General features: G+C 73.0%; 21 protein-coding genes. 14 read left to right on the top strand and 7 right to left on the bottom strand.

Annotated features, from left to right (window positions below; translation table 11 throughout):
- Positions 1 to 10 precede the first annotated feature (10 nt).
- On the top strand, positions 11 to 358 hold the full coding sequence (locus IG86_RS0109570; RefSeq protein WP_030896252.1) for an ArsR/SmtB family transcription factor: 348 nt from the start codon (positions 11 to 13) through the stop codon (positions 356 to 358).
- Positions 342 to 2861, top strand: a complete 2520-nt coding sequence (pcrA, locus tag IG86_RS0109565) for a DNA helicase PcrA (protein WP_030896248.1) — start codon at positions 342 to 344, stop codon at positions 2859 to 2861. The genes IG86_RS0109570 and pcrA overlap by 17 nt, the downstream gene beginning before the upstream one ends.
- A 93-nt stretch (positions 2862 to 2954) precedes the next feature.
- Here pcrA and IG86_RS0109560 read toward each other — a convergent pair whose 3' ends face one another.
- Together IG86_RS0109560 and IG86_RS0109555 are read right to left on the bottom strand one after the other, a co-directional pair.
- The gene (locus IG86_RS0109560) at positions 2955 to 4562 is read right to left on the bottom strand and encodes a M23 family metallopeptidase (protein ID WP_244305821.1); all 1608 of its coding nucleotides are present in this window, start codon (positions 4560 to 4562) and stop codon (positions 2955 to 2957) included.
- A 164-nt stretch (positions 4563 to 4726) separates the two neighbouring features.
- A complete protein-coding gene (locus IG86_RS0109555) occupies positions 4727 to 5509 on the bottom strand; it encodes an esterase/lipase family protein (RefSeq protein WP_030822667.1) in 783 nt (260 codons plus the stop codon).
- A 173-nt stretch (positions 5510 to 5682) separates the two neighbouring features.
- Here IG86_RS0109555 and IG86_RS0109550 point away from each other — a divergent pair, with 173 nt between their 5' ends.
- Positions 5683 to 6084: a coenzyme B12-dependent isobutyryl CoA mutase small subunit gene (locus IG86_RS0109550; protein ID WP_030659469.1), complete on the top strand. Its 402-nt coding sequence runs from the start codon at positions 5683 to 5685 to the stop codon at positions 6082 to 6084.
- Positions 6085 to 6196: 112 nt separating this feature from the next.
- On the opposite strand, the gene IG86_RS44245 is transcribed toward IG86_RS0109550, so the two are convergent.
- Together IG86_RS44245 and IG86_RS0109540 are read right to left on the bottom strand one after the other, a co-directional pair.
- Complete coding sequence (locus tag IG86_RS44245; protein WP_037848380.1) at positions 6197 to 7777, bottom strand: DUF5691 domain-containing protein; 1581 nt, start codon at positions 7775 to 7777, stop codon at positions 6197 to 6199.
- A 252-nt stretch (positions 7778 to 8029) separates the two neighbouring features.
- On the bottom strand, positions 8030 to 9373 hold the full coding sequence (locus tag IG86_RS0109540; RefSeq protein ID WP_078848337.1) for an SWIM zinc finger family protein: 1344 nt from the start codon (positions 9371 to 9373) through the stop codon (positions 8030 to 8032).
- Between the two features lie 134 nt (positions 9374 to 9507).
- Here IG86_RS0109540 and IG86_RS0109535 point away from each other — a divergent pair, with 134 nt between their 5' ends.
- From IG86_RS0109535 to sucD, 5 genes are all read left to right on the top strand, one after another.
- A complete protein-coding gene (locus IG86_RS0109535) occupies positions 9508 to 10614 on the top strand; it encodes an ATP-binding protein (protein ID WP_030896241.1) in 1107 nt (368 codons plus the stop codon).
- On the top strand, positions 10611 to 12902 hold the full coding sequence (locus tag IG86_RS0109530; RefSeq protein ID WP_037848382.1) for a DUF5682 family protein: 2292 nt from the start codon (positions 10611 to 10613) through the stop codon (positions 12900 to 12902). The genes IG86_RS0109535 and IG86_RS0109530 overlap by 4 nt, the downstream gene beginning before the upstream one ends.
- A 40-nt stretch (positions 12903 to 12942) precedes the next feature.
- Positions 12943 to 14139, top strand: coding sequence for a VWA domain-containing protein (locus IG86_RS0109525; protein ID WP_045936798.1), 1197 nt, complete (start codon positions 12943 to 12945; stop codon positions 14137 to 14139).
- Between the two features lie 291 nt (positions 14140 to 14430).
- Entirely contained in the window at positions 14431 to 15609 is a 1179-nt protein-coding gene (gene sucC, locus IG86_RS0109520) for an ADP-forming succinate--CoA ligase subunit beta (protein ID WP_030659459.1), read from the top strand.
- A 21-nt stretch (positions 15610 to 15630) separates the two neighbouring features.
- Positions 15631 to 16521, top strand: a complete 891-nt coding sequence (sucD, locus tag IG86_RS0109515; RefSeq protein ID WP_030659457.1) for a succinate--CoA ligase subunit alpha — start codon at positions 15631 to 15633, stop codon at positions 16519 to 16521.
- Positions 16522 to 16596: 75 nt separating this feature from the next.
- Here the strand turns inward: sucD and IG86_RS0109510 are convergent, their stop codons facing one another.
- On the bottom strand, positions 16597 to 17811 hold the full coding sequence (locus tag IG86_RS0109510) for a helix-turn-helix domain-containing protein (RefSeq protein ID WP_030896235.1): 1215 nt from the start codon (positions 17809 to 17811) through the stop codon (positions 16597 to 16599).
- A gap of 119 nt (positions 17812 to 17930) precedes the next feature.
- Here IG86_RS0109510 and IG86_RS0109505 point away from each other — a divergent pair, with 119 nt between their 5' ends.
- A complete protein-coding gene (locus IG86_RS0109505) occupies positions 17931 to 19517 on the top strand; it encodes a cell division protein PerM (protein WP_157854799.1) in 1587 nt (528 codons plus the stop codon).
- Between the two features lie 278 nt (positions 19518 to 19795).
- On the opposite strand, the gene IG86_RS0109500 is transcribed toward IG86_RS0109505, so the two are convergent.
- Positions 19796 to 20380, bottom strand: coding sequence for a hypothetical protein (locus IG86_RS0109500; protein WP_030659451.1), 585 nt, complete (start codon positions 20378 to 20380; stop codon positions 19796 to 19798).
- 243 nt (positions 20381 to 20623) lie between these two features.
- Between IG86_RS0109500 and purN the strand changes: the two genes are divergently transcribed.
- A complete protein-coding gene (gene purN / locus IG86_RS0109495) occupies positions 20624 to 21247 on the top strand; it encodes a phosphoribosylglycinamide formyltransferase (protein WP_030822691.1) in 624 nt (207 codons plus the stop codon).
- Complete coding sequence (gene purH / locus IG86_RS0109490) at positions 21244 to 22839, top strand: bifunctional phosphoribosylaminoimidazolecarboxamide formyltransferase/IMP cyclohydrolase (RefSeq protein WP_030896228.1); 1596 nt, start codon at positions 21244 to 21246, stop codon at positions 22837 to 22839. The genes purN and purH overlap by 4 nt, the downstream gene beginning before the upstream one ends.
- Positions 22840 to 22920: 81 nt before the next feature.
- On the opposite strand, the gene IG86_RS0109485 is transcribed toward purH, so the two are convergent.
- Complete coding sequence (locus tag IG86_RS0109485; RefSeq protein ID WP_030822697.1) at positions 22921 to 23598, bottom strand: hypothetical protein; 678 nt, start codon at positions 23596 to 23598, stop codon at positions 22921 to 22923.
- Positions 23599 to 23842: 244 nt separating this feature from the next.
- Between IG86_RS0109485 and IG86_RS0109480 the strand changes: the two genes are divergently transcribed.
- From IG86_RS0109480 to IG86_RS0109470, 3 genes are all read left to right on the top strand, one after another.
- On the top strand, positions 23843 to 24703 hold the full coding sequence (locus IG86_RS0109480) for a bifunctional methylenetetrahydrofolate dehydrogenase/methenyltetrahydrofolate cyclohydrolase (protein ID WP_030659440.1): 861 nt from the start codon (positions 23843 to 23845) through the stop codon (positions 24701 to 24703).
- Complete coding sequence (locus IG86_RS0109475) at positions 24693 to 25124, top strand: DUF3017 domain-containing protein (protein WP_045936367.1); 432 nt, start codon at positions 24693 to 24695, stop codon at positions 25122 to 25124. The genes IG86_RS0109480 and IG86_RS0109475 overlap by 11 nt, the downstream gene beginning before the upstream one ends.
- Positions 25125 to 25346: 222 nt before the next feature.
- Positions 25347 to 26336: a malate dehydrogenase gene (locus IG86_RS0109470; protein ID WP_030659435.1), complete on the top strand. Its 990-nt coding sequence runs from the start codon at positions 25347 to 25349 to the stop codon at positions 26334 to 26336.
- Positions 26337 to 26438 lie beyond the last annotated feature (102 nt).

Below are 26438 nucleotides of genomic sequence, written 5' to 3'. Positions count from 1 at the left end.
AGTGGGGGGCATGCCTGCCGCTGCCGACCTGACGCACCCCGCCGCCGACCGCATCGAGCTCGTCGGCGTCCTGGCGGCGCTCGGACACCCCGTCCGGCTGGAGATCGTCCGCAAGCTCGCCTCCGGCGCGGAGGCCTTCTGCGGCGAGGTCGTGCCCGACCTGCCCCGGTCGAGCGTCACGCACCACCTCAGGACACTGCGCGAGAGCGGCGTCATCCGCCAGCGCCCCCAGGGCCGCAAGCTCTACCTCGCGCTGCGCCGCGACGACCTGGAGCTCCGTTTCCCCGGTCTGCTGGAACTCGTGCTGGCCTGTCGGTCCCGCCCCCTAGACTCGGAATGCGATGAGCAGCCTCTTTGACGACAGCTTCCTGGCGGACCTCACCCCCTCCGACGAGGTCCCGCCGCCGCCCGAGGAGCACCCCGCCCCGGAGGCGGGTGCGGACGACCTCTTCGGGGGGCACTTCGACGTGCCCATGACCGGGGACGCGTACTACCGGGACGGCGCCCCCAGGCCCGTCATCGACCCGGCGACGCTCCTCGACGGCCTGAACGAGCAGCAGGCCGCGGCCGTGGTGCACGCGGGCTCCCCGCTGCTCATCGTGGCCGGTGCGGGCTCCGGCAAGACCAGGGTGCTGACGCACCGCATCGGGCACCTGCTGTCCGCGCGCAACGTCCACCCCGGCCAGATCCTGGCGATCACCTTCACCAACAAGGCCGCCGGCGAGATGAAGGAGCGCGTCGAGGGCCTGGTCGGCCCGCGTGCGGGCGCCATGTGGGTCTCCACCTTCCACAGCGCGTGCGTGCGCATACTGCGCCGCGAGTCCAAGCGGCTCGGCTTCACCTCCTCGTTCTCGATCTACGACGCGGCCGACTCCAAGCGCCTCATGGCGCTCGTCTGCCGCGACCTGGACCTGGACCCGAAGAAATTCCCGCCGAAGTCCTTCAACGCCAAGATCTCGAACCTGAAGAACGAGCTGATCGACGAAGACGCCTTCGCCGACCAGGCCGCCGACGGCTTCGAGAAGACCCTCGCCCAGGCGTACGTGATGTACCAGGCACGGCTGCGCGAGGCCAACGCCCTCGACTTCGACGACATCATCATGACCACGGTCCACCTGCTCCAGGCCTTCCCGGACGTCGCCGAGCACTACCGGCGCCGCTTCCGGCACGTCCTGGTCGACGAGTACCAGGACACCAACCACGCGCAGTACACGCTGGTGCGCGAGCTGGTCGGCACCGGCTACCCGGACCTGCCCCCGGCCGAGCTGTGCGTGGTGGGTGACGCCGACCAGTCGATCTACGCCTTCCGCGGCGCGACGATCCGCAACATCCTCCAGTTCGAGGAGGACTACAAGGACGCGACGACGATCCTGCTGGAGCAGAACTACCGCTCCACCCAGACGATCCTCTCCGCCGCCAACGCCGTCATCGAGCGCAACGAGAACCGCCGCGCCAAGAACCTGTGGACCCAGGCCGGCTCCGGCGCGGTCATCACCGGCTACGTCGCGGACACCGAGCACGACGAGGCCCAGTTCGTCGCCGACGAGATCGACCGGCTCACCGACGCCGGGGACGCCAAGGCCGGCGACGTCGCGATCTTCTACCGGACCAACGCCCAGTCGCGCGTCTTCGAGGAGATCTTCATCCGGGTCGGCCTGCCGTACAAGGTCGTCGGCGGCGTCCGCTTCTACGAGCGCAAGGAGGTCCGCGACGTCCTCGCGTACCTGCGCGTCCTCGCGAACCCGGAGGACAACGTCCCGCTGCGCCGCATCCTGAACGTGCCCAAGCGCGGCATCGGCGAGCGCGCCGAGGCCATGGTCGACGCGCTCGCACTGCGCGAGAAGATCACCTTCCCGCAGGCGCTGCGGCGCGTGGACGAGGCCTTCGGCATGGCGGCCCGCTCCACCAACGCGGTGAAGCGGTTCAACGCGCTGATGGAGGAGCTCCGCACGATCGTCGACTCGGGCGCGGGCCCGGCGGTGGTGCTGGAGGCGGTCCTGGAGCGCACCGGCTACCTCGCCGAACTCCAGGCGTCGACCGACCCGCAGGACGAGACGCGGATCGAGAACCTCCAGGAACTGGCGGCGGTGGCGCTGGAGTTCGAGCAGGCGCGCGAGGCCGCGGCCGCCGAGGCGCCGGAGGGCGCGGCGACGCCGGCCGGCCCCGGCACGCTCGCCGAGTTCCTGGAGCAGGTCGCCCTCGTCGCCGACTCCGACCAGATCCCCGACGAGGACGAGGACGGCTCCGGCGTCATCACCCTCATGACCCTGCACACCGCCAAGGGCCTCGAGTTCCCGGTGGTGTTCCTGACCGGCATGGAGGACGGGGTCTTCCCGCACATGCGGGCGCTGGGCCAGACCAAGGAGCTGGAGGAGGAGCGCCGCCTCGCCTACGTCGGCATCACGCGGGCGCGCGAGCGGCTGTACCTGACCCGCTCCAGCATGCGCAGCGCGTGGGGCACCCCCTCGTACAACCCGCCCTCGCGGTTCCTGGAGGAGATCCCGGACCAGTACCTGCAGTGGAAGCGCACGGGAGCGGCCCAGAAGCCGGCCGGTCCGATGCGCAGTTCCGGCTACGGTTCGGGCGCCGGCGGCGGACGGTCGTCGTTCGGCACCTCGCCCGAGGCCTTCCTGTCGTCGTCGCGTACGAAGTCGGGCCCGTCCGGGTTCGCGACGCGCCGGGCCTCCGACAAGCCGGTCATCGCGCTGGTGGTCGGGGACCGGGTCACGCACGACCAGTTCGGGCTCGGCACCGTCATGGAGGTCAAGGGAGCGGGCGCGGACGCGCAGGCCACCATCGACTTCGGTGACGACAAGCCGAAGCGGCTGCTGCTGCGCTACGCGCCGGTGCAGAAGCTCTGAGGACCGGACCACGTGCGAATGCCCGGCAGCGAGAACGCTGCCGGGCACCCGTGGAGCCGGTGGGGCCGAGGTGTCACCTCGGGACCGAGGTCGTCACCTCGGGTCGAGACCGTGGCTGCGGAGCCAGGCCAGCGGGTCGATCGCGGAGCCGCCGCCGGGCCGGACCTCGAAGTGGAGGTGCGGGCCGGTGGAGTTGCCGGAGTTGCCCGAGTAGGCGATGACGTCGCCCGCCTTGACCTTGCCGCCGCGGATCTTGGTGGAGCTGAGGTGGCAGTACCAGGTCTCGGTGCCGTCGGGCGCGGTCACTATGGCCATGTTCCCGTAGGCGCTGTTGTACTGGGTGCGCACGGTGCCGTCGGTGGCCGCCATGACCGGGGTCCCGTAGGACACCGGGAAGTCGATGCCGGTGTGCACCGACATCCACATGCCGCCGGCCTGACCGAAGTTGGCGCTCAGGCCGTGCTGGTTCACGGGGATGGCGAACTTGGGGCGGGCGGCCTCCTTGGCCGCGGCCTCCTCGGCCTTCTTCTTCTTTTCCTCTTCCTGGCGCTCGCGCAGGTCGATGCGCTCCTGCGTGCGGCTCGCGCGGTCCGCGAAGTCGCCCGCGTCGGCGCTGAGCGCGACCAGTTGGGTGTCGAGCTTGGTGTTCGCCGCGACCGGCTTCACCGAGGCCGGGTCGGGCGCGGCCATCGTGGTGGTGTCCTCGCCGGACTTGTCCGTACCGGTGAGCCCGCCGACGGAGGCGGCCGCGACGCCCGCGACACCCATCACGCAGGCGGAGGGAACGGCGACGGTCAGCAGGGCGGAACGCTTCGCCGGGGTGCGCCGACGGCTGCCGGCCGCCTTCGCGCCGGCCGTCTTGGCGTTCCCCTTGGCGGTGCTGCCCTTGGCGGCGTTGCGGCGCGCGGCGCGCGGCGCCGAGGTCACCGGCATGGCCTGGGTGGGCATGTCGTGGACGCCGTGCAGTTCGTGGACCTCGGGCAGCTCGTACGCCTCGTGTGCTTCGGGGCCCTCGGGAACCCCGGTCGCCTCGTCGGTGAGCACCTCGAAGACGGCGGTCTCGCTGTAGGCGTTGCCTGCCCCGGTCTCCTGGGCCTCATGGACCTCGTGGGCCTCATGGGTGTAGCCGACGGTGCCGAGGGTGGTCGTGCCGTACGCGTAGTCCTGCTGCGCGGGCTGGTAGTCGTACGCGTATTCGGCCTCGGGCTGCGCCGGGGTCTGCGTGACGGTGTTCCAGGCGGTCGCGTCGTAGGCGCCGGTCTCGGTACCGGTGGTGCCGAAGCCCGGCATCGCCCAGTGGCCGGTCTGCTCGGCGGAGGTGTCGTAGCCGAAGGAGGCCGACGGGTAGGCGGCGTAGCCGGAGTGGTCCGTTCCCGCCCCCGCCGCGTTCCAGGCGCTCGCGTCCCAGCTCCCGGTGGTGTCCTCGGGTGCGGACTGCGACGGGATCGTGGACAGGTAGGGGTCCTGCGAGGTCCACGCGGTGGTGTCGTACGCGCCGGTCTCATAGGAGCCGTAGGCGGCGTAGTTGACCCCCTGGCCCTGCGTTTCATAGGAAACGTAGGTCGAGTCACCAGCGAAAGCGGTGGTGGAAAGGCCGTCATACCCGGGATCCGGGTACTGGCCCGACGAGGGGCGGTCGTTCACCAACTTCTCTTTCGCCTCGGCAGTGGGGGCCTGGGTGGCCGGGAACTCGAAGTTCACCGGAGGAGAGCAGTGGCGTGACTGTACCCGGCGGTTACTCGCAACGACAATCTTCGCCGGGTCCCCAGATCAGCGGAACCGGGCATTCGGCCGTCTTTCGGTCGCCGAAAGACGCAGCCTTGGCCTTGAGTTCGAAATCTGTTCGACTCTCGGTCGCCGGACGGTCAGGCGACGGAAGCGGCGTCCGGGCCCGATATCGCCGTGGGAGCGGGGCCGTCGAGGGCGCGGGCGACTGCCGCGATGACCGCGGGGTGTGCCGGAAGGGCGAGATGTCCGATGCCCATGACCTGCACGTTTTCCACACACAAGTCCGGGTGTTCGATCCGTGCGCTGCCGACCGGGGTCATCAGCGTGTCGAACTCGCTCCAGAACGCCACGCAGCGGGTGGCGCAGCCGGGCGAGGGTGCCGCCAGCTCGGCCAGCACCTCGGAGTCCGGGCGCATCTGCCGCACCAGCGGGTGCGCGTCCATGAAGGGGGCGACCCGCGTGCCGGAATGCGGGGTGCCGAGCGTGACGAGGGTGCGCACGCGCGTGTCGCCGCCGAGGCGCTGGACGTAGTAGCGCCCGACCAGGCCGCCCAGGCTGTGCCCGACGAGGTCGACCTGCTCGTGGCCGGTGCGCTCGCACAGCTCCTCGACGCGCCGGGCGAGGTGGCGGGCGATGACGCGCAGGTCGAGCGTGAGCGGTGAGTAGTTGTACGCCTCCACGTGCCGCAGCCCGCCGGCCGCGAGGACGCGGCGCAGCAGGACGAAGACGGAGCGGTTGTCGGTGAATCCGTGGAGGAGCAGGACGGGCGGGCGCGTCGTGGCCCGGACGGCGGCGGTCTTCTCCTGGCACACCCCAGTGGGGTACAGCAGGAGGTGCCCGCCGAGCACGACGACCTCCAGCGCGCCGGCCCGCAGCGCGGCGCCGGACAAAAGGACGGGCACGGGTAAGGACAGTCCCATCGACGGCCTCCTGTGATCCTCCTGGGGCGGCGGCCGCCGCGCCACCGTGCCGTGCGGCTGTCGGCACGGTGGCGCAATGCCGTCCCACGTGTGATTTCCCCCTCGTGCTTGACCGCGAAACGGCAGCGTGCGCGATGCTGTACTTAACGTTCGTTCACTCGGGAGGCAGTGCGATGGGTGTGACCGGTCCGATCCGTGTGGTGGTGGCCAAGCCGGGTCTCGACGGCCACGACCGCGGGGCCAAGGTGATCGCGCGGGCGCTGCGGGACGCGGGCATGGAGGTCATCTACACCGGCCTCCACCAGACCCCCGAGCAGATCGTGGACACCGCGATCCAGGAGGACGCCGACGCGATCGGCCTCTCGATCCTCTCGGGTGCCCACAACACGCTCTTCGTGCGCGTGCTGGAGCTCCTCAAGGAGCGCGACGCGGAGGACATCAAGGTCTTCGGCGGCGGCATCATCCCGGAGGACGACATCGCCCCCCTCAAGGAGAAGGGCGTGGCCGAGATCTTCACCCCGGGCGCGACGACGACCTCCATCGTGGACTGGGTCAACGCGCACGTCCGTCGCTGACCCCGCCCTTCCGGCGCTGCCGCGCGGCCCGGGCGGCGCCCGGCGGGACGGGAGGCCGGGGGTGGTCCCCGGCCTCCCGCCGCACCGGATCCGCCACCCCGCCCGGGAGGGATCAGGCCGGGGCCAGTTCCGACAGCATCGCCGCGCGCAGCCGGAGCGTGGCCACCAGCCGCTGGAAGGCCTCCGCCCAGTACGCCGCCGCGCCCGGGGACGCGTCCGGCGGTTCCTCCGCGGCTGCGGTCAGGGCCTCCAGCCGGACGGCCTCGGCCGGGTCGAGGCAGCGCTCGGCCAGGCCCATCACCCCGCTGAAGCTCCACGGGTAGCTGCCCGCCTCCCGGGCGATGTCCAGCGCGTCCACCACCGCCCGGCCCAGCGCTCCCGCCCACGGCACCACGCACACCCCGAGCAGCTGGAAGGCCTCGGAGAGCCCGTGGGCCCGTATGAACTCCGCGACCCATGCGGCCCGTTCCGCGTCGGGCAGGGTCTCCAGCAGTTTGGCCCGCTCCGCGAGGGAGGCCGTGCCGGGACCCGCCGCGGGCGGTGCCGACGCCGGGCCGAGCAGGGCCCGCGACCATTCCGGGTCCCGCTGGCGCACCGCGGCCCGGCACCACGCGGCGTGCAGTTCCTCCGTCCAGCCCTCGGCCGCGGCCACCGGCAGGGCGACCATCTCGGCTGGGCCGAGGCCCCCGAACCGCTCCCGCCAGCACGACAGCGGCGCCGCCTCCACCAGTTGGCCGAGCCACCAGGCGCGCTCCCCACGTCCGGCGGGCGGCCGCTTGACCACCCCGTCGCGGAGCATCCCCGCATCGCACTCGGCCGGCGGCGTCACCCCCTCCGGGCCCACGCAGGCCAGCGCGCGCTCGGCCATCCGTCCCGCCAGCGCCGACTGCGGCAGCGCGGACAGCAGTTCGGCGGCCGTCGCACGCACGTTGCGGCTGCGGTCGCCCAGCGCCGCCTCGAGGAAGGACTCGTCCTCCAAGGACAGCCCCGACCTCAGCGAATCGAGGAACATCAGCCGGTCCTCGGCCCGTTCGCTCGCCCAGGTCGTCGCCAGCAGCCGCGGCGCGGCCGCCGGTTCGTGGGCCCGTACCGCGCCCAGCAGCGCCACCCGCTCCGCGAACAGCCCCTCCTCCCACAGCCGTTCCACCGCGGAGGGGTCGGTCACGTCCGGCAGCTCCCCGCCGCCCGCCCCGCCGCGCAGGGCGAAGCGCCAGTCGGGATTCATCCGCGCCAGCCACAGCCCCCGCGTCCCGGCCAGGGCCAGGGCGTGCGGGCGCAGGTCGCTGCGGGCCCGGGCGGCGTCCAGCAGTGCCGGTACGAGCGCGTCGGGCGCGCGGTAGCCGTGCCGTCCGGCCGCGGCCAGCCACTGCGGGAGCAGCTCCGTCAGGTCCGGGGCCGACCCGCGCCGCCCGCCGCCGTTCACCGGGCCGCCGCGGCCCGCCAGCAGTTGCGCGAGCCGGTGGCCCGCCGCCTCCGGGGGCACCGGCCGGGGATCGCGGGGCGCGGGCTCCGGGCGCGGACGCGCCCCCGCCGGCCGCAACCCGGCCCGGCGGCGGACGGCGTGCACGGCCGCCGCGTCCAGCAGTGCCTCCGGCGAGCCGGCCGGACCCCCGCCCCGGCGCCGGTCGGTGCCCAGCAGCGCGGCGCCGACCAGCTCCTGCCACTCCCCGTACCCCTCGTCACCCTCGCCCATCGGTGCCCCTCCCTCGCTGCTCGTCCTCGGTCGTGTCCGGTGCCCCGGTCCCGCCCCCTCCGCGGGACCGGGGCAGTCTGTTCCTCGTACGGCTTCGGTCAACTGGCGTGGTTGTCGTTCATGAAAGCCCCCCGGCTCCTCGTCGTTGCGTCCACGGCGCCCCCCGGCGCCGCACCTCTCCCGGCCGTCCTCGTGTGACGGCACAGGACCCCCCAGGCCCCCTGCGATGTCGTTGTCCGTTCCCTGTCCCGCTCAGGACAGGGCGACCGGCTCGGAAGAGCCGGGCTGCCATGCCGTCAGCGGGGTGAACCCGCGGTGGCCGCACTCGCCGAAGACCGTCACCGGGCCCCCGCCCGACAACGCGGCCAGCTGCCACAGCCCTCCGCGGGAGCGGCTGCCCGCCCCGGTGAGGGGCACCGGCAGGGCGGAGGTGCCCTCCGCGTCCGCCAGCTGCCAGCCGAGCTCTCCCGGTATCGGAACCACCGGACCGAGCACCACCGGCCAGGACTCCAGCCACGGGTCCTCCCGCAGCGCCGCCCCGTAGGCCTCCAGGGCCGCCCGTGTACTCACCCCGGCCGGAACCTCCGTGCACGGCGCGGCCGCCGCGAACCTCTCCCCGAGGTCCGCCCGCAGCCCCGCCGAGCCGGCCCGGAAACGCATCTCCGCCTCCAGCACCAGCCCCACCGGCAGCGCCAGCCCCGGCGGGCGCCCGGGCGGTCCGAAGTCCAGCACCAGCGCGGGCCGTCCCCCCGACAGCCCCCGCAGCCATATCCGCCGGGTGGTGAGCCGGCCGTCCGGCGACGCCGAGTCGTACTGGGCGAGCACCAGCCAGCGGTCCCGTACGGCCTCCCCCTCCCCGGAGGCCGGCAGTCCCACCCGGCTGCGCACGGTCGCCGCCAACTGGTCCGGAAGCCCCGTCACCCCCATCCAGGCCCGGTCCAGCAGGTGCAGCAGCGCCGCCTCCTCCAGCATCCGGGCGGGCCAGCCGGGGCCGCAACTGGGTATCGTCCCCAACTCCCTTACGCGACCGGCCAGTCCGGGCGCCTGGGCGTCCACCATCCTGGCGGCGGTCTCCTCCCACGCCGCGTACCCCGCGTGCTCCTGGCCTGCGAGGCCGCCGCGCATCAGGTCGGCCAGCCGCTGTTCCAGCTCGCCCACGCCCGCCCCGATGCGCGCCGCCCGCCGCTCGGCCCGGCGCCGTGCCCCCTCCTCGTCCACCGGCCCGGTCGCCCCGGCCGCCGTCCGCGCGGCCTTGGCCGCACGGTCCGCCAGCCACTGCGCGGCCCAGTCCGGCGCCTCCCCGGGCTCACCGACCCCCTCGGCGGACCAGAGCAGGAGCAGTCCCAGTGCGTGCTTGCACGGGAACTTCCGGCTCGGGCAGGAGCACTTGTAGGCCGGTCCCGTCAGGTCGACGACCGTCCGGTACGGATTGCTCCCGCTGCCCTTGCACAACCCCCACACAGAACCGGAAGCGGAACCTCCGATCTGTGACCATGGCCCCGCCCCGCCGAGTTTGCCACCCGCCTTGCGTGAGGCATCGTCAGGAGCCAGAGCCAGTACCTGTTCCGCCGTCCAGCGGACCCCCTGCTCAGTCATGTGAACCACCGTAGAGACCCCCTCTGACAATCGCCCTGACCTGCAACGACGTGATGAGTGGGGGGCGTTGTCAGTGGCGTGGTGCACCGTGGGAACAGCAGTCGGGAGCGGCTGCCGAGCATTGGAGGGGGACCATGAGCAAGCCCGAGAACGGCATCGGCGCCGAGGCGCTGCGACCGCACGCCGAAGACGCCTTCGCGCACGAACTGAAAGCCCTGGCGGCCGCCGACGACAGGCCCCGCCCGACCCGCTGGAAGCTCTCCCCGTGGGCCGTCGCCACCTACCTGCTCGGCGGCACCCTCGACGACGGCACGGTGATCACACCCAAGTACGTCGGCCCGCGCCGCATCGTCGAAGTCGCGGTCACCACCCTGGCCACCGACCGCGCCCTGCTCCTGCTCGGTGTTCCCGGCACCGCCAAGACCTGGGTGTCCGAGCACCTCGCGGCCGCAGTCAGCGGCGACTCCACCCTCCTCGTCCAGGGCACCGCCGGCACCCCGGAAGAGGCCATCCGGTACGGCTGGAACTACGCCCGGCTCCTCGCCCAGGGCCCCAGCCGCGAAGCCCTCGTCCCCAGCCCCGTCATGCGGGCCATGGCCGACGGCATGACCGCCCGCGTCGAGGAGCTCACCCGCATCCCCGCCGACGTCCAGGACACCCTCATCACCGTCCTGTCCGAGAAGACCCTGCCGATACCGGAGCTCGGCGAAGAGGTCCAGGCCGTGCGCGGCTTCAACCTCATCGCCACCGCCAACGACCGCGACCGCGGGGTCAACGAGCTCTCCAGCGCGCTGCGCCGCCGCTTCAACACCGTCGTCCTGCCGCTGCCCGCCACCGCGGACGCCGAGGTCGACATCGTGGCCCGCCGCGTCGACCAGATGGGCCGCGCCCTCGACCTGCCGGCCGTGCCCGAGGGCCTGGAGGAGATCCGCCGCGTCGTCACCGTCTTCCGCGAGCTGCGCGACGGCGTCACCGGCGACGGCCGCACGAAGGTGAAGTCGCCCAGCGGCACCCTCTCCACCGCCGAGGCCATCTCCGTCGTCACCAACGGCCTGGCCCTGGCGGCCCACTTCGGGGACGGCGTCCTGCGCCCCTCCGACGTGGCCGCGGGGATCCTCGGCGCGGTCGTGCGCGACCCGGCGGCAGACAAGGTCGTCTGGCAGGAGTACCTGGAGGCCGTGGTCCGCGAGCGCGACGGCTGGAAGGACTTCTACCGGGCCTGCCGGGAGGTGACGGTATGAGCACCGCCCGCCAGGGCCCGCTGCTCCTCGGCGTGCGCCACCACGGACCCGGATCGGCCCGCGCGGTCCGGGCCGCGCTGGACGAGGCCCGCCCGGCGGCCGTGCTGATCGAGGGGCCGCCCGAGGGCGACGCACTGCTGGAACTGGCCGCCGACCCCGGCATGCGGCCGCCCGTGGCGCTGCTCGCGCACGCCGCGGACGACCCGGGCCGGGCCGCGTTCTGGCCGCTCGCCGACTTCTCCCCGGAGTGGGTCGCGATCCGCTGGGCACAGGAGGCGGGCGTACCGGTCCGCTTCATGGACCTGCCCGCCGCCCACTCACTGGCCGCCGCCGGGGAGCCGGACCCCGACCGTGCCGAGTCCGACGCGGTCAGGCTGGACCCCCTCGCGGTGCTCGCCGGGACCGCCGGGTACGACGACCCCGAGCGCTGGTGGGAGGACGTCGTCGAGCACCGGGGGACCGGCGGTGCGGGCGAGGAGGCGCTCGGCGCGTTCGAGGCGCTCGGGGAGGCCATGGGCGCCCTGCGCGAGACCTACGGCGACGGCGGCCACCACCGCGACCTGGTCCGCGAGGCGTACATGCGCCAGCGGATGCGGGCCGCCCGCCGCGAGTTCGGCGACGGGTACGCCGTGGTGTGCGGCGCCTGGCACGTCCCGGCGCTGCGGGCGAAGACCACCGTGGCCGCCGACAAGGCGCTGCTGACGGGGCTGGCGAAGGTCAAGGTGGAGACCACCTGGGTGCCGTGGACCCACCGCCGGCTCGCCCGGGCCGGCGGGTACGGAGCGGGGATCACCTCGCCCGGCTGGTACGCCCACCTCTTCTCCGCCCGGGACCGGCCCGTCGAGCGGTGGCTGACCAAGGTCGCCGGCCTGCTGCGCGAGGAGGACCGGCAGGTGTCCTCGGCGCACGTCATCGAAGCGGTCCGGCTCGCCGAGACCCTGGCCGCGATGCGGGGGCGGCCCCTGCCCGGTCTGACCGAGACCCTGGAATCGGTGCGGGCGGTGATGTGCGACGGCTCCGACATACCGCTCGCGCTCATCGAGGACCGCCTCGTCGTCGGCGACGTGCTCGGCGAGGTCCCGGACGGGGCGCCCGTCGTCCCCCTCCAGCGGGACCTGACGCGGCAGCAGCGCTCCCTGCGGCTCAAGGCGGAGGCGCAGGAACGCGAGCTGGAACTCGACCTGCGCAAGGACACCGACGCGGCCAAGTCCCTGCTGCTGCACCGGCTGCGGCTGCTCGGCATCGGCTGGGGCACCCCGACCGCCTCCCGCAGCAGCACCGGAACCTTCCGGGAGACCTGGCGGCTGCGCTGGGAGCCGGAGCTGTCCGTCCGGGTGGCCGAGGCCGGGATCTGGGGCACCACCGTCCTCGCCGCGGCCACCGCCAGGGCGGAGGCGGACGCGGCGGCCGCCGAGGAGCTGGGCGAGGTGACGGAGCTGGCCGAAAAGTGCCTCCTCGCCGGACTGTCCGAGGCGCTGCCCGCCGTACTGCGGGCCCTCGCGGACCGCGCCGCGCTGGACACCGACGTCGCACGGCTCGCGAAGGCCCTGCCGGCGCTGGCCCGTTCACTGCGGTACGGGGACGTACGGGGCACCGACGCGACGGCGCTCGGCGCGGTCGCGGCCGGGCTCGCCGAGCGGATATGCGTCGCGCTCCCGCCGGCCTGCGCGGCCGGTCTGGACGCCGACGCGGCGGCGGAGCTGCGCGGCCACGTGGACGGCGTGCACGCGGCGGTCGGCCTGCTCGCGGACGCCGACGACGGGCTGCGGGAGCGCTGGTCCGCCGTGCTGCGGACGCTGGCGGACCGGGACACCGTGCCGGGCGTCATCCGTGGCAGGGCGGCCCGGCTCCTCCTCGACGACGGGCGGCTGGAGGCCGGGGAGACGGCCCGGCTGATGGGGCTCGCGCTGTCCCCGGCGGCCCCGCCCGCCGACGCGGCGGGCTGGATCGAGGGCTTCGCGGGCGGGAGTTCGGGCGGCGGCACCCTGCTGGTCCACGACGACCGGCTGCTGGGCCTGATCGACACCTGGCTGGTGGGGGTCCCGGAGCGCGCCTTCACCGACGTGCTGCCGCTGCTGAGGCGGACGTTCGGGGCGTACGAGCCGGGGGTGAAGCGGACGCTGGGCGAGCTGGTCCGGCGCGGTCCGGCCGCCTCCGCGCAGGCGGCGCGCGCGACGGGATCGGCTCCCGAGGGCTTCGCCCCCGATCTCGATCCGGAGCGGGCGGACGCGGTGACGGAGCTGGTCCGGATGCTGCTCGCGTCTCCCGACGGGGTCGCGGCCGCCTGAGCGCCGGCCGGTGGATACGACAAGTGGAGGGGATCGACGGATGAGCGGTACGGACATGGGCGTGGCGGCGGCACAGGACACCGCGGGCTCCGCCGGAGGCGAGCGGCTGCGGCGGTGGCGGATGGTGCTCGGCGGCGGAGACGCGGACGGCACCGGGCACGCGCTGACCGGGCGGGACGCGGCGATGGACGCGGCGCTCGGCGCGCTGTACGGCGGAGGCGGCGAAGGGGGTCCGCGCAGGACCTCGGGGGCGGCGCGCTCGGCCGGGCTCGGCGGCTCCGCGCCGAACGTGGCCCGCTGGCTCGGGGACATCCGGACGTACTTCCCCAGCTCGGTGGTCCAGGTGATGCAGCGCGACGCGATCGAGCGGCTCGGACTGTCCGCCCTGCTGCTGGAGCCGGAGATGCTGGAAGCCGTCGAACCGGACGTCCACCTGGTCGGCACCCTGCTCTCCCTGAACAAGGCGATGCCCGAGACGACGAAGGAGACGGCGCGGGCCGTGGTCCGCAAGGTGGTGGAGCAGCTGGAGAAGCGGCTCGCGACCCGCACCCGGGCCACCCTCACCGGAGCGCTCGACCGCTCCGCCCGGATCAGCCGCCCGCGCCACCGCGACATCGACTGGGACCGCACGATCCGCGCCAACCTCAAGAACTACCTGCCCGAATACGGCACCGTCGTCCCCGAGCGGCTGATCGGATACGGCCGGGCGGCGCAATCGGTGAAGAAAGAGGTGATCCTCTGCATCGACCAGTCGGGTTCGATGGCGGCCTCCGTCGTCTACGCCTCCGTCTTCGGCGCGGTCCTCGCCTCCATGCGCTCGATCGCCACCCGCCTGGTCGTGTTCGACACCGCCGTCGTCGACCTGACCGACCAGCTCGACGACCCGGTCGACGTCCTCTTCGGCACCCAGCTGGGCGGCGGCACGGACATCAACCGCGCCCTCGCCTACTGCCAGTCGAAGATCACCCGACCCGCCGACACGGTCGTCGTCCTCATCAGCGATCTCTACGAGGGCGGCATACGCAACGAGATGCTGAAGCGCGTGGCCGCCATGAAGGGGGCGGGCGTGGAGTTCGTGACCCTGCTGGCCCTGTCCGACGAGGGGGCCCCGGCCTACGACCGCGAGCACGCCGCGGCCCTCGCCGCGCTCGGTGCGCCGGCCTTCGCCTGCACCCCCGACCTGTTCCCGGAGGTGATGGCCGCGGCGCTGGAGAAGCGGCCCCTGCCGACCCCCTGACGATCCTCCGACACGCCCGCCCCGGCACCCCGTGTGAATCGGCCGATCACACGAATTTCCAGTTCAACCGTGAGGTGTTCTGTGACAGGTATCACCGCTCAGGTGTGATCTGCGATTTAGGGACGCACGCCCCACGGGGATAACCTGCCGGACGGACATGCCGCGTCCACGGTCACCGTGTGCGCCTTCCTTGTGACAGCGCCGTCACGTTGCCCTCCGCGGCACGCCCACGCAGATAGCAGACAACCGCGAATCACTGCGAATCTTTAAAAAGACAAGGGACGGACGCGCGTGGACCTGTTCGAGTACCAGGCGAGGGACCTCTTCGCCAAGCACGGTGTACCGGTGCTGGCCGGTGAAGTCATCGACACGCCTGAGGCGGCTCGCGAGGCCACCGAGCGGCTGGGCGGCAAGTCGGTCGTCAAGGCGCAGGTGAAGGTCGGCGGCCGCGGCAAGGCCGGCGGCGTGAAGCTGGCCGCCACCCCGGACGAGGCCGTCGCCCGCGCGACGGACATCCTGGGCATGGACATCAAGGGCCACACGGTCCACAAGGTGATGATCGCGGAGACCGCTCCCGAGATCCTTGAGGAGTACTACGTCTCGTACCTCCTCGACCGCACCAACCGCACCTTCCTGGCCATGGCCTCGGTCGCGGGCGGCATGGACATCGAGCAGGTCGCCGAGGAGACCCCGGAGAAGCTCGCCAAGGTCCCGGTGAACGCCAACGAGGGCGTGACCATCGAGAAGGCCCGCGAGATCGTCGCGCTGGCGCAGTTCCCGGCCGAGGTCGCCGAGAAGGTCGCCGAGGTCCTCGTGACCCTGTGGGACACCTTCATCGCCGAGGACGCGCTCCTCGTCGAGGTCAACCCGCTCGCGAAGGTCGCCTCCGGCGAGGTCATCGCCCTCGACGGCAAGGTTTCGCTCGACGAGAACGCCGAGTTCCGCCAGCCGGGTCACGAGGAGTTCGTGGACCACGCGGCCGCGAACCCGCTCGAGGCCGCCGCCAAGGCGAAGAACCTCAACTACGTCAAGCTCGACGGTGAGGTCGGCATCATCGGCAACGGCGCGGGTCTCGTCATGAGCACCCTGGACGTCGTCGCCTACGCCGGTGAGAACCACGGTGGCGTCAAGCCCGCCAACTTCCTGGACATCGGCGGTGGCGCCTCCGCCGCCGTCATGGCCAACGGTCTCGAGATCATCCTCGGGGACCCGGACGTCAAGTCCGTCTTCGTCAACGTCTTCGGTGGCATCACCGCGTGCGACGAGGTCGCCAACGGCATCGTCCAGGCGCTGGCCCTGCTGGAGGAGAAGGGCGAGGCGGTCACCAAGCCGCTCGTCGTCCGTCTCGACGGCAACAACGCCGAGCTGGGTCGCAAGATCCTCTCGGACGCCAACCACCCGCTGGTGCAGCGCGTGGACACCATGGACGGCGCGGCCGACAAGGCCGCCGAGCTCGCGGCTGCGAAGTAAGGGCAGAGGTCAAAGACTCACATGGCTATCTTCCTCAACAAGGACAGCAAGGTCATCGTCCAGGGCATGACCGGTGCCACGGGCATGAAGCACACCAAGCTGATGCTGGCTGACGGCACCAACATCGTCGGCGGCGTGAACCCGCGCAAGGCCGGCACCACCGTCGACTTCGACGGCACCGAGGTCCCGGTCTTCGGTTCCGTCGCCGAGGCGATGGAGAAGACGGGCGCCAACGTCTCCGTCCTCTTCGTCCCGCCGGCCTTCGCCAAGGCCGCCGTCGTCGAGGCCATCGACGCCGAGATCCCGCTGGCCGTCGTCATCACCGAGGGCATCGCGGTGCACGACTCCGCCGCCTTCTGGGCGTACGCGACCGCCAAGGGCAACAAGACCCGCATCATCGGCCCGAACTGCCCGGGTCTGATCACCCCCGGCCAGTCCAACGCCGGCATCATCCCGGGCGACATCACCAAGCCCGGCAAGATCGGTCTCGTGTCCAAGTCCGGCACGCTGACCTACCAGATGATGTACGAGCTGCGCGACATCGGCTTCACCTCCGCCGTCGGCATCGGTGGCGACCCGGTCATCGGCACCACGCACATCGACGCCCTGGAGGCCTTCGAGGCCGACCCGGAGACCGAGCTGATCGTCATGATCGGCGAGATCGGCGGCGACGCCGAGGAGCGTGCGGCGGACTTCATCGCGAAGAACGTCACCAAGCCGGTCGTCGGCTACGTCGCGGGCTTCACCGCCCCCGAGGGCAAGACCATGGGCCACGCCGGCGCCATCGTCTCCGGCTCCTCCGGCACCGCGCAGGCCAAGAAGGAGGCCCTCGAGGCCGCCGGCGTCAAGGTCGGCAAGACGCCGACCGAGACCGCCCAGCTCGCGCGCGCGATCCTGAACGCCGCTCAGTAGGCACCGGCCTCACGGCTGAACGGGCGTGGCCCGCACCCCTCGGGGTGCGGGCCACGCCCGTTCGCGTACGCCGTCTCAGTCGAGCCTCGGGGCGATGCGCGCCGGACCCGCCTCCGGGTCCGCGCGGAGCTTGTCGTGGAGTTGCCTGCTCCGTTCGGTGAGCTGCTGCGGACCGCTGAGCGGCGGTACCCCGGAGACGCTCTCGCCGGGTGCGAGCGGGGGATCGTACTGGGTGGGCGCGGTCACCGCCGTGTAGGCGGTGGCGGCCGTGATCACCGCGGTCAGCCCGAGGGTTGCCCGGGTCCACTGCCGGGTGCGCCGCTCGCCGCCGCCACGGACCGCCGCCGCCGGGCGCGGGTCGAGGGAGAACGGCGGCCGCAGCGCGGCCAGCCGCTCCCGCAGCGCCGCGGACTGCTTCTCGACCGGTACGTCGGCCAGTTCGGGCACCCGGGCGGCGAGGTCGGCGTGCGCGTTGAGGATGCGGTTGCCGGTGGCGGGGGTGGTGGCCTCCGTCTCGGCGGCGGTGTCGGGCAGGTCGAGGCCGACGCCGTCGTAGAGCAGGACGGTGCGGCGGTGGAACCTGGGCAGGGCGAGCAGGGCGTCGAGCAGGATCCGGTCGGCGGGATCGGCCGGGGGCCGGTCGGGCCGGCGGTGGGAGCGCCGGAAGCGGTGCCAGGGGGAGAGCGCGTACTCGTACACGATCGTGCGCACCCAGCCCACCGGGTCCGGGTCGGTGGCCACCTCGGGCCACTGGTCCCAGGCACGCGTGAAGGCCCGGTCCACGGCCTCCAGGGCGAGCGCGCGGCGGCCGGTGAGCAGGTAGGCCTGCCGGGCGAGGGCGGGTGCGGCCAGGTCGTAGAGGGTGTCGAAGGCATCGGCCGGATCGACGACGAGACGTACCTCGGTCCGGGTGGCCGGCCCGGCGGCGGTGTCGGCCGGCCCGACGGGAGCCTCCGCAACGCCCTCGGCCCCGGCTCCGGGCGCGACCGCCACCAGGACCGGTTCGGCCGGGGCGGCAGGGTCGGCCGGGTCGGCCGGGTCGGCCGGGTCGGCACGGCCCGGCGGGCCGGTCGCGTCCGCCGCCGGCGCCAGTTCGGGGATGCCGGCCAGGAAGCGCGTGTACGCGTCGCGCTTGCGGCCGCGCGGGGTGGTGCGCCCGGACTCCCAGGAGCGCACCGTCGCCGCGGTGACGCCGACCGCCGTCGCGACCTCATCGAGTGTCAGTTCCGCAGCTTCGCGCAGTCTTCGGCGCTCGTTCGGGGCGGGCAGGCCCTCGACGTTTCGTGTCATGCCGCACTCCCCGCGACCCGGCAGCCCTGAGCGAAAAAGTACATAAACGTATATTGGGCGACACCACGGACATTCGCCTGTTACCCGCCCATAGCGCGTGTCGTTGGCACCATGGCGGGGTGACCCAAGTGACCGAACGCGGGACCCGGTTGCCGGCGGCCCCGCGAGCCGGTGTGCGGCGGCGTTCGCCGGCCGCCGCCGCATGCGTGGTGGGCGGTGCCGTGGCGGCCGGACTCGGGCTCGGCTTCCTCGCCGTGCTCGTCATCGTCCTGTGGATCAGTTCCCCCTATCCGGACAGCGGCCCCGGCGGGGCCCTGCACCTCGCCGCCGGGCTGTGGCTGCTCGCCCACGGCACCGAGCTGGTGCGGTACGAGACGCTTTCCGGCGTCCCGGCACCCGTTGGGGTGACGCCCCTGCTCCTTGTCGCGCTGCCCGTCCTGCTCATGCGGCGCGCCGCCCGGCTGGGCGGCGCCTGCGACGACGACGAGGAGGTGCTGCCCGCGACGGCCGTGTTCTCGGCCGTGCTCTGCGGATACCTCGCCGTCGGGGCTCTCGCCACGGTGTACGCCGCCGGGGGCCCGATGCCGGCCGACCCGATCAGCGCCGCCTGGCACGTTCCGCTGGTCGCCGTACTGGCCGCGGCCGGTGGGGTGTGGGGAGCCAAGGGGCGTCCGCTCGGACCGCTGCCGAACTGGCTGCCAAGGGGCGTGCGGAGGGGGTTCGTGCGCCCTCGGTACGCGCTGGCGCTGCGGGCGGGCGCGGGCGGTGCCCTCGTACTCCTGGGCGGCGGAGCGCTGCTCGTCGGCGCCTCGCTCGCCTGGCACGGGGCGCAGGTCCAGGCCTCGTTCCTGTCGCTCACCGGGGTGTGGTCGGGCCGGTTCGCCGTCCTGCTGCTCGCGCTCGCGCTGATTCCGAACGCCATGGTCTGGGGAGCGGCCTACGCCCTCGGTCCCGGTTTCGCCCTCGGCGCCGGGGTGACGGCCACCCCGCTCGGCTCCGGCAGCGCGCCCGCGCTGCCCCGCTTCCCGCTGCTGGAGGCGCTCCCGGCCGCGGGCCCGGGCACTCCGCTGACCTGGGCGGCCGTCGGGGTGCCGGTGGTCGCGGGGCTGGCGGTGGGCTGGTTCGCGGTACGCCGGGCGCGCGAGGTGTCGTACGGGGAGACCGCGCTGACGGCGGCCCTCGGAGCGGTGGTGTGCGGACTGGCGATGGCCGGGCTGGCGGCGGCCTCGGCGGGCCCGCTGGGCTCGCGGCGGCTGGCCGAGTTCGGGCCGGTGTGGTGGGCCACGGGTGCGGCGGCCTTCGCGTGGACGCTGGTGCTGGCCGTGCCGGTGGCGGTGGGGGTGCACGCGTGGCGCTACCGCCCGGCGGCCGGTCCGGTGGCGGTGGGCGCGGACGGGGACGCGGACGGGGATGTTCCGGTGGGCGGTGGGTGGCACGACAGCGGGGTGCGGGAGCTTCGCTGGGAGCTGATGCGGAAGGCGTCGGGGACGCTGGTGCCGGAGATCGCGCCGGAGCCGGTGGCTCCGCCGGTTCCGGTGGCTCCGGAGCCGGCCGTTCGGGTGGCGCGGCGGGCGGTGACCGTGGTGGCGGGGCTGGATCTGGGGCCGGCCCCCGTGGCCCCCGTGGCCCCCGTGGACCCGCCGGTTCCGGCCGTGCCGTCTGTGGCCGGGGTGCGGGTGCTGGCTCGGCGGAAGCCGCCCGTGTAGGCCGCGGGGTGTCGTGTCCTGCCGGGTGCGGCGCCGTTCGCGGGGGCGCTGCCCCCGCACCCCCGCGCCTCAAACGCCGGCGGGGCTGAAACAGCGGGCGCTCCGCCCCGCACCCCCGCGCCTCAAACGCCGGCGGGGCTGGGTGGGCCGGCGGGGCTGAAACAGCGGGCGCTCCGCCCCGCACCCCCGCGCCTCAAACGCCGGCGGGGCCGGGTGGGCCGGCGGGGCTGGGTGGGCCGGCGGGGCTGAAACAGCGGCGCTCCGCGCCTCGGGCGACGTTACTGGCGGACCTTCAGGACCTCGCCGACGAAGTTGTTCGGGAGGAGGGTGTTGCACTGGAGTTCCGCCGACTTGGTGAGGGCGTCGTCGCGGCACACGTAGAAGTCCTTGTACGCGAGCTGCAGTGCGTACGAGCTCATGGCCAGCAGGATCGCCAGTGACGCGGTGACCAGGCCGCTCACCGCCGCCGTGCGCTGGGGGCGGGCCGCCGGGCCGAGGGCGTCCAGGCCCGTCGGTGCGCCCGGCTCGCCGGTCGCCGCCGCCGGCTTGCCGCGCAGCGCGCTGATCCCCCAGTACAGGGCGAGCGCACCCAGCAGCAGGCCGACCGACGGGATCCCGAAGATCCCGAAGAAGAAGCCCCACATGCCCGCCAGCAGCGCGTACCGGGCGCGGCGCTGGATCGGGTCGGTCGGGTCCCAGCGCGCCGGACCCCGTTGCCCGCCCGAGTCCCCCGGGCCGTTCCCGTCGCCGTTCCCGCCGTCACCACCGCTGCGCGGCTGCCACGGCTGGTCGGGCCGGCCTTCCGGCGGGGCCGCGAAGGGGTTGTCGTCGGTGGGGGAGTCGGGCTGACGGCGGTCCGGCATCGGGTGTGTTACTTCCCCTGTGTCGTGGACGTCGCGAGGACATCGAGGCGAGGTAGGCCAGTTTGCGGCTTGTAGGCCAGACGCTACCGCCCGCCCGTCCCCCCGTCCCTCGGGGGCCGTCCGGTGTGCCGGTATCGTTGCAGGCGGTCGGCGGCTTCGTATGGTTCCCCGTATATCGGTACCCCGAAGTTTCGTATGACCACACAAAGACGAACACCGCAATTCCGCGAGAAAGGGCCTCCCATGGCCGCCTCCCGCCTGGTCGTGCTGGTCTCAGGGTCCGGCACCAACCTCCAGGCCCTGCTCGACGCCATCGACGCCCACCCCGGCGGATCCGAGGGCTTCGGCGCCGAAGTCGTCGCCGTGGGAGCCGACCGCGCGAACATCGCCGGCCTGGAGCGGGCGGAGAAGGCCGGGATCCCCACCTTCGTCTGCCCGGTGAAGGACTACGGGAGCCGCGTCGAGTGGGACGCCGCCCTCACCGCGGCGACCGACGCGTACGCGCCCGACCTCGTCGTGTCGGCCGGTTTCATGAAGATCGTGGGCAAGGAGTTCATCGACCGCTTCGGCGGCCGGTTCGTCAACACCCACCCCGCCCTCCTCCCCGCCTTCCCCGGAGCCCACGGCGTACGGGACGCGCTCGCCTACGGCGCGAAGGTCACCGGCTGCACGGTCCACTTCGTGGACAGCGGCGTGGACACCGGTCCGATCATCGCCCAGGGTGTGGTCGAGGTCCGGGACGAGGACGACGAAGCCGCTCTTCACGAGCGCATCAAGGAAGTCGAGCGAAAGCTGCTCGTCGATGTCGTGGGGCGCCTGGCCCGGCACGGCTACCGCATTGAGGGACGAAAGGTAACAATCCAGTGACCGCCGCAGACACCGCAGCGAGCAACGACCCGACCACGACCCGGCGGCCGATCCGGCGTGCGCTCATCAGCGTCTACGACAAGACGGGACTGGAAGAGCTGGCCCGCGGCCTGCACGGGGCGGGCGTCGCGCTCGTCTCCACCGGCTCCACCGCCTCGAAGATCGCCGCCGCCGGGGTGCCCGTCACCAAGGTGGAGGAGCTGACCGGCTTCCCCGAGTGCCTGGACGGCCGGGTCAAGACCCTGCACCCGCGCGTGCACGCCGGCATCCTCGCCGACCTGCGCCTGGAGGACCACCGCAACCAGCTCGCCGAGCTGGGCGTCGAGCCCTTCGACCTCGTCGTCGTCAACCTGTACCCGTTCCAGGCCACCGTCCGGTCGGGTGCCACTCCCGACGAGTGCGTCGAGCAGATCGACATCGGCGGGCCCTCGATGGTCCGCGCCGCCGCCAAGAACCACCCGTCGGTCTCCGTGGTCACCAGCCCCGCGCGCTACGCCGACGTCATCGCCGCGGCCCAGGGCGGCGGCTTCGACCTCACCGCGCGCAAGCGGCTGGCGGCCGAGGCCTTCCAGCACACCGCCGCCTACGACGTGGCCGTCGCCTCCTGGTTCACGAACGCGTACGCCCCGGAGGGCGAGGAGGGCGCGCTGCCCGAGTTCCTCGCCGGCGCCTGGGAGCGCAAGTCCACCCTGCGCTACGGCGAGAACCCGCACCAGGCCGCCGCCCTCTACACGGACGGGCAGCCGGGCGGGCTCGCCAACGCCGAGCAGCTGCACGGCAAGGAGATGTCCTTCAACAACTACGTGGACACCGAGGCCGCGCGCCGCGCCGCCTACGACCACGAAGAGCCGTGCGTCGCGATCATCAAGCACGCCAACCCGTGCGGCATCGCCGTGGGTGCGGACGTCGCCGCAGCCCACCGCAAGGCGCACGCCTGTGACCCGCTGTCGGCGTTCGGCGGCGTCATCGCCGTCAACCGTCCGGTGACCGTCGAGCTCGCCGAGCAGGTGGCGGAGATCTTCACCGAGGTCATCGCCGCCCCCGGCTACGAGGACGGCGCGGTCGAGATCCTGGCCAAGAAGAAGAACATCCGCGTCCTGAAGGTCGACGGGACCCCGCACCAGCCGGGCGACCTGAAGCCGGTCTCCGGCGGCGCGCTGCTGCAGCAGTCGGACCTCTTCCAGGCCGAGGGCGACGACCCGGCCAACTGGACCCTGGCCACCGGCGACGCCCTGTCCCCGGCCGAGCTCGCCGAGCTGGCCTTCGCGTGGCGGGCCTGCCGGGCCGTCAAGTCGAACGCGATCCTGCTCGCCAAGGACGGCGCCTCGGTCGGCGTCGGCATGGGCCAGGTCAACCGCGTCGACTCGGCGAAGCTCGCCGTCGAGCGGGCCGGCACCGAGCGCGCGCAGGGCTCGTACGCCGCGTCCGACGCCTTCTTCCCCTTCCCGGACGGGCTGGAGATCCTGACGGCCGCGGGCATCAAGGCCGTCGTCCAGCCCGGCGGTTCGGTCCGTGACGAGCAGGTCGTCGAGGCCGCGCGGAAGGCCGGCGTGACGATGTACTTCACCGGCACCCGGCACTTCTTCCACTGAGTCCGGCTCCCCCCCCGACACGGCGAAGGCCGCGACCCGCACTGCGGGTCGCGGCCTTCGCCGTGTGCGGACGGCAGAGGTTCAGTACTGGGGGCGCCGGAAGTAGTCGCCCGCCTTCGCGAGGCCGATGACGACCGTGAGGCCGAGGGCGAGGGAGACCAGGGACGGCAGCACGGCGATGAAGGTGGCGCCGGCCGCGTTGTGCTCGCTCGCACCGAGCGCGACCAGGTACACCAGTACGCCGAGAGCGGCGAAGAGGGTCTGGAGCGAGCCGTAGATGATGCCGGAGACGCGCACTCCGCCGCGCCCCTTGGCCAGCTTGGCCGCGGTCAGGATGGGCCACAGGGCGAAGGCGATGAAGAGGAGGCCCACGACGACGCCCGCCGTCCCGGCGATGGCGCCGGCGTCCTCCGCCGAGGAGTCCGAGTAGCCGGTGCCGGAGTCGGAGAGCGCCGCGGCGAACACGGCGCCGCCGATGATGAAGAACAGGCCGCCCAAAACCTGCAGGGCGCCGACGACGAAGAGGATGACGCGGGCGGCCTTCGCACCGCCGGGCATCTCCATGTGGGCACCCGGGTAGCCGCCCGGACCGCCCGGGTAGCCGGCGGGGCCGCCGGGGTAGCCCTGCGGGGCCTGCTGCGGGTAGGCGTAGCCGCCCTGCGGCGGGATGCCCTGCGGGGCCTGCTGCGGGTAGCCGTAACCGGGCTGGCCCTGCGCCGGCTGCTGTCCGTACGGATTGTGCGGGTCGCCGAAACTCATCTGGGGTGTTCCTCCGTGGAAGTGCGGGGACGCACGGCAATGAGCGCGGAGGAATCCTGCACGGTGCGGTCCGCCCCCCGGCACTGCCCGCGGCACTCAGTCGTTTCATCGTGGTCCGACCGGCGAGGCCTTGTCCAGCCGGTTGGCATACGGACGGTCACTTGTTGTGCAAGTGCAATGAACCCTGAGGTCCTGCGAGCGCCTTGACTGGAACCATGGCCACCTCATCCGGGAGGATGGGGGCATGACCGCCCAGATTCTCGATGGCAAGGCCACCGCCGCCGCGATCAAGTCCGAACTGACCGCCCGTGTGGCGGCCCTGAAGGCCCGGGGCATCACCCCCGGCCTCGGCACCCTGCTGGTCGGCGACGATCCGGGCAGCCGCTGGTACGTCAACGGCAAGCACAAGGACTGCGCCGAGGTCGGCATCGCCTCCATCCAGCGCGAACTGCCCGCGACGGCCTCCCAGGAGGACATCGAGGAGGTCGTGCGGGAGCTCAACGCCAACCCGCAGTGCACGGGCTACATCGTCCAACTCCCGCTCCCCAAGGGCATCGACACCAACCGGGTCCTGGAGCTGATGGACCCGCTGAAGGACGCCGACGGCCTGCACCCCACCTCCCTGGGCCGGCTCGTGCTGAACGAGCCGGGCCCGCTGCCCTGCACCCCGTACGGGATCGTCGAACTGCTGCGCCACCACGACGTCGAGATCAACGGGGCGCACGTCGTCGTCCTGGGCCGCGGGATCACCGTCGGGCGGTCCATCGGCCTGCTGCTGACCCGCAAGTCCGAGAACGCCACCGTGACGCTGTGCCACACCGGTACGCGCGACCTCTCCGGGCTGCTGCGCCAGGCGGACATCATCGTCGCCGCGGCCGGCGTCCCGCACCTGGTCAAGCCCGAGGACGTGAAGCCGGGCGCGGCCGTGCTCGACGTGGGCGTCAGCCGCGACGAGGCCGGGAAGATCGTCGGCGACGTGCACCCCGGTGTCGCCGAGGTCGCGGCGTGGATCTCGCCGAACCCGGGCGGTGTCGGCCCGATGACCCGCGCCCAGCTGCTCGTCAACGTCGTCGAGGCGGCGGAGCGGACCGGCCGTGCGGGCTGAACCGGGTGCCGAGCAGGTGAACGGGAGCGGCGCGGCCAAGTCCCGCCGCTTCCCGTCCATCACGCGGGACACGGCCCGCCCCGAGGGCAGCGGCCGCGCCGTCCCGGGAGCCGTGTCCACGCCCGCGCGCCAGTGGCCGATGCTCAGCGTGCTCGCCGCGACCGCGGTGGGGCTGCTGACGACGGCGCTCGGGCAGGCCCGGTTCGGCTGCCTGGTGATCGGTGTGGCCCTGATCGCGGCGTCGGTGCTGCGGCGCGTGCTCCCCTCGGTGGGGATGCTCGCGGTGCGCTCCCGCTTCACGGACATGATCACCTACGGGATGCTGGGCGTGGCGATCACGCTGCTGGCCCTGGTGATGGAGCCCAAGCCCCTGCTGGATATCCCGTTCCTGGAGAGCGCGGTCCGCTTCACCGTGCGCTGAACACACGGTGCCGAGTCGTCGAACAGAGGCCCGGGGACCGGCTTCGCCTTCGAAACGCCGGAGTACGTGTGCCACGCACCACAGGGACCCGGGGGTTGGGCCGCGCCCGGGTCGGATAGCCTGACCGCGGATGTCTCTTCACGTCAAGATTTACAGGGGAGCGGCGTCCTCCAGCACATGGGGCAGGGACGCCCCACCGCCAGCTGTCTAACGGAGAAGGCCATGACCCGCACTCCTGTGAATGTCACCGTCACCGGCGCCGCCGGCCAGATCGGCTACGCGCTGCTCTTCCGTATCGCGTCCGGTCACCTGCTCGGCGCCGACGTGCCGGTCAAGCTCCGCCTCCTGGAGATCCCCCAGGGCATGAAGGCCGCCGAGGGCACCGCCATGGAGCTCGACGACTGCGCCTTCCCGCTGCTCGCCGGCATCGACATCTTCGACGACCCGAACAAGGGCTTCGAGGGTGCCAACGTCGCGCTGCTCGTGGGCGCCCGCCCGCGCACCAAGGGCATGGAGCGCGGCGACCTGCTCGCCGCCAACGGCGGCATCTTCAAGCCGCAGGGCCAGGCCATCAACGCGCACGCCGCGGACGACATCAAGGTCCTCGTCGTGGGCAACCCGGCCAACACCAACGCGCTCATCGCGCAGGCCGCCGCCCCGGACGTACCGGCCGAGCGCTTCACCGCGATGACCCGCCTGGACCACAACCGCGCGATCTCGCAGCTGGCCGCCAAGACCGGTGCCGCCGTCTCCGACATCAAGCGCCTGACGATCTGGGGCAACCACTCGGCGACCCAGTACCCGGACATCTTCCACGCGGAGATCGCCGGCAAGAACGCCGCCGAGGTCGTGAACGACCAGGTGTGGCTCGCCGACACCTTCATCCCGACCGTCGCCAAGCGCGGCGCCGCGATCATCGAGGCCCGTGGTGCGTCCTCGGCCGCCTCGGCCGCCAACGCCGCCATCGACCACGTGCACACCTGGGTCAACGGCACCGCCGAGGGCGACTGGACCTCGATGGGCATCCCGTCGGACGGCTCCTACGGCGTCCCGGAGGGTCTGATCTCCTCCTTCCCCGTCACCTGCAAGGACGGCAAGTACGAGATCGTCCAGGGCCTGGACGTCAACGAGTTCTCCCGCACCCGCATCGACGCCTCCGTCCAGGAGCTGTCGGAGGAGCGCGACGCGGTCCGCGAGCTCGGCCTGATCTGATCCGTCGCTCCTCACCGAGGAGCGCGGACACCTCCGCCACCTCGGCGAAAAGCACGTACCGAAGCGCCCCGGCCCCCACTGGCCGGGGCGCTTTGGCGTGAT

It is taken from the genome of Streptomyces virginiae (genome assembly GCF_000720455.1).
GTDB lineage: Bacteria > Actinomycetota > Actinomycetes > Streptomycetales > Streptomycetaceae > Streptomyces > Streptomyces virginiae.
Note: the sequence above shows the minus strand (reverse complement) of the source record. Positions and strands in the feature narration are given on the sequence as shown.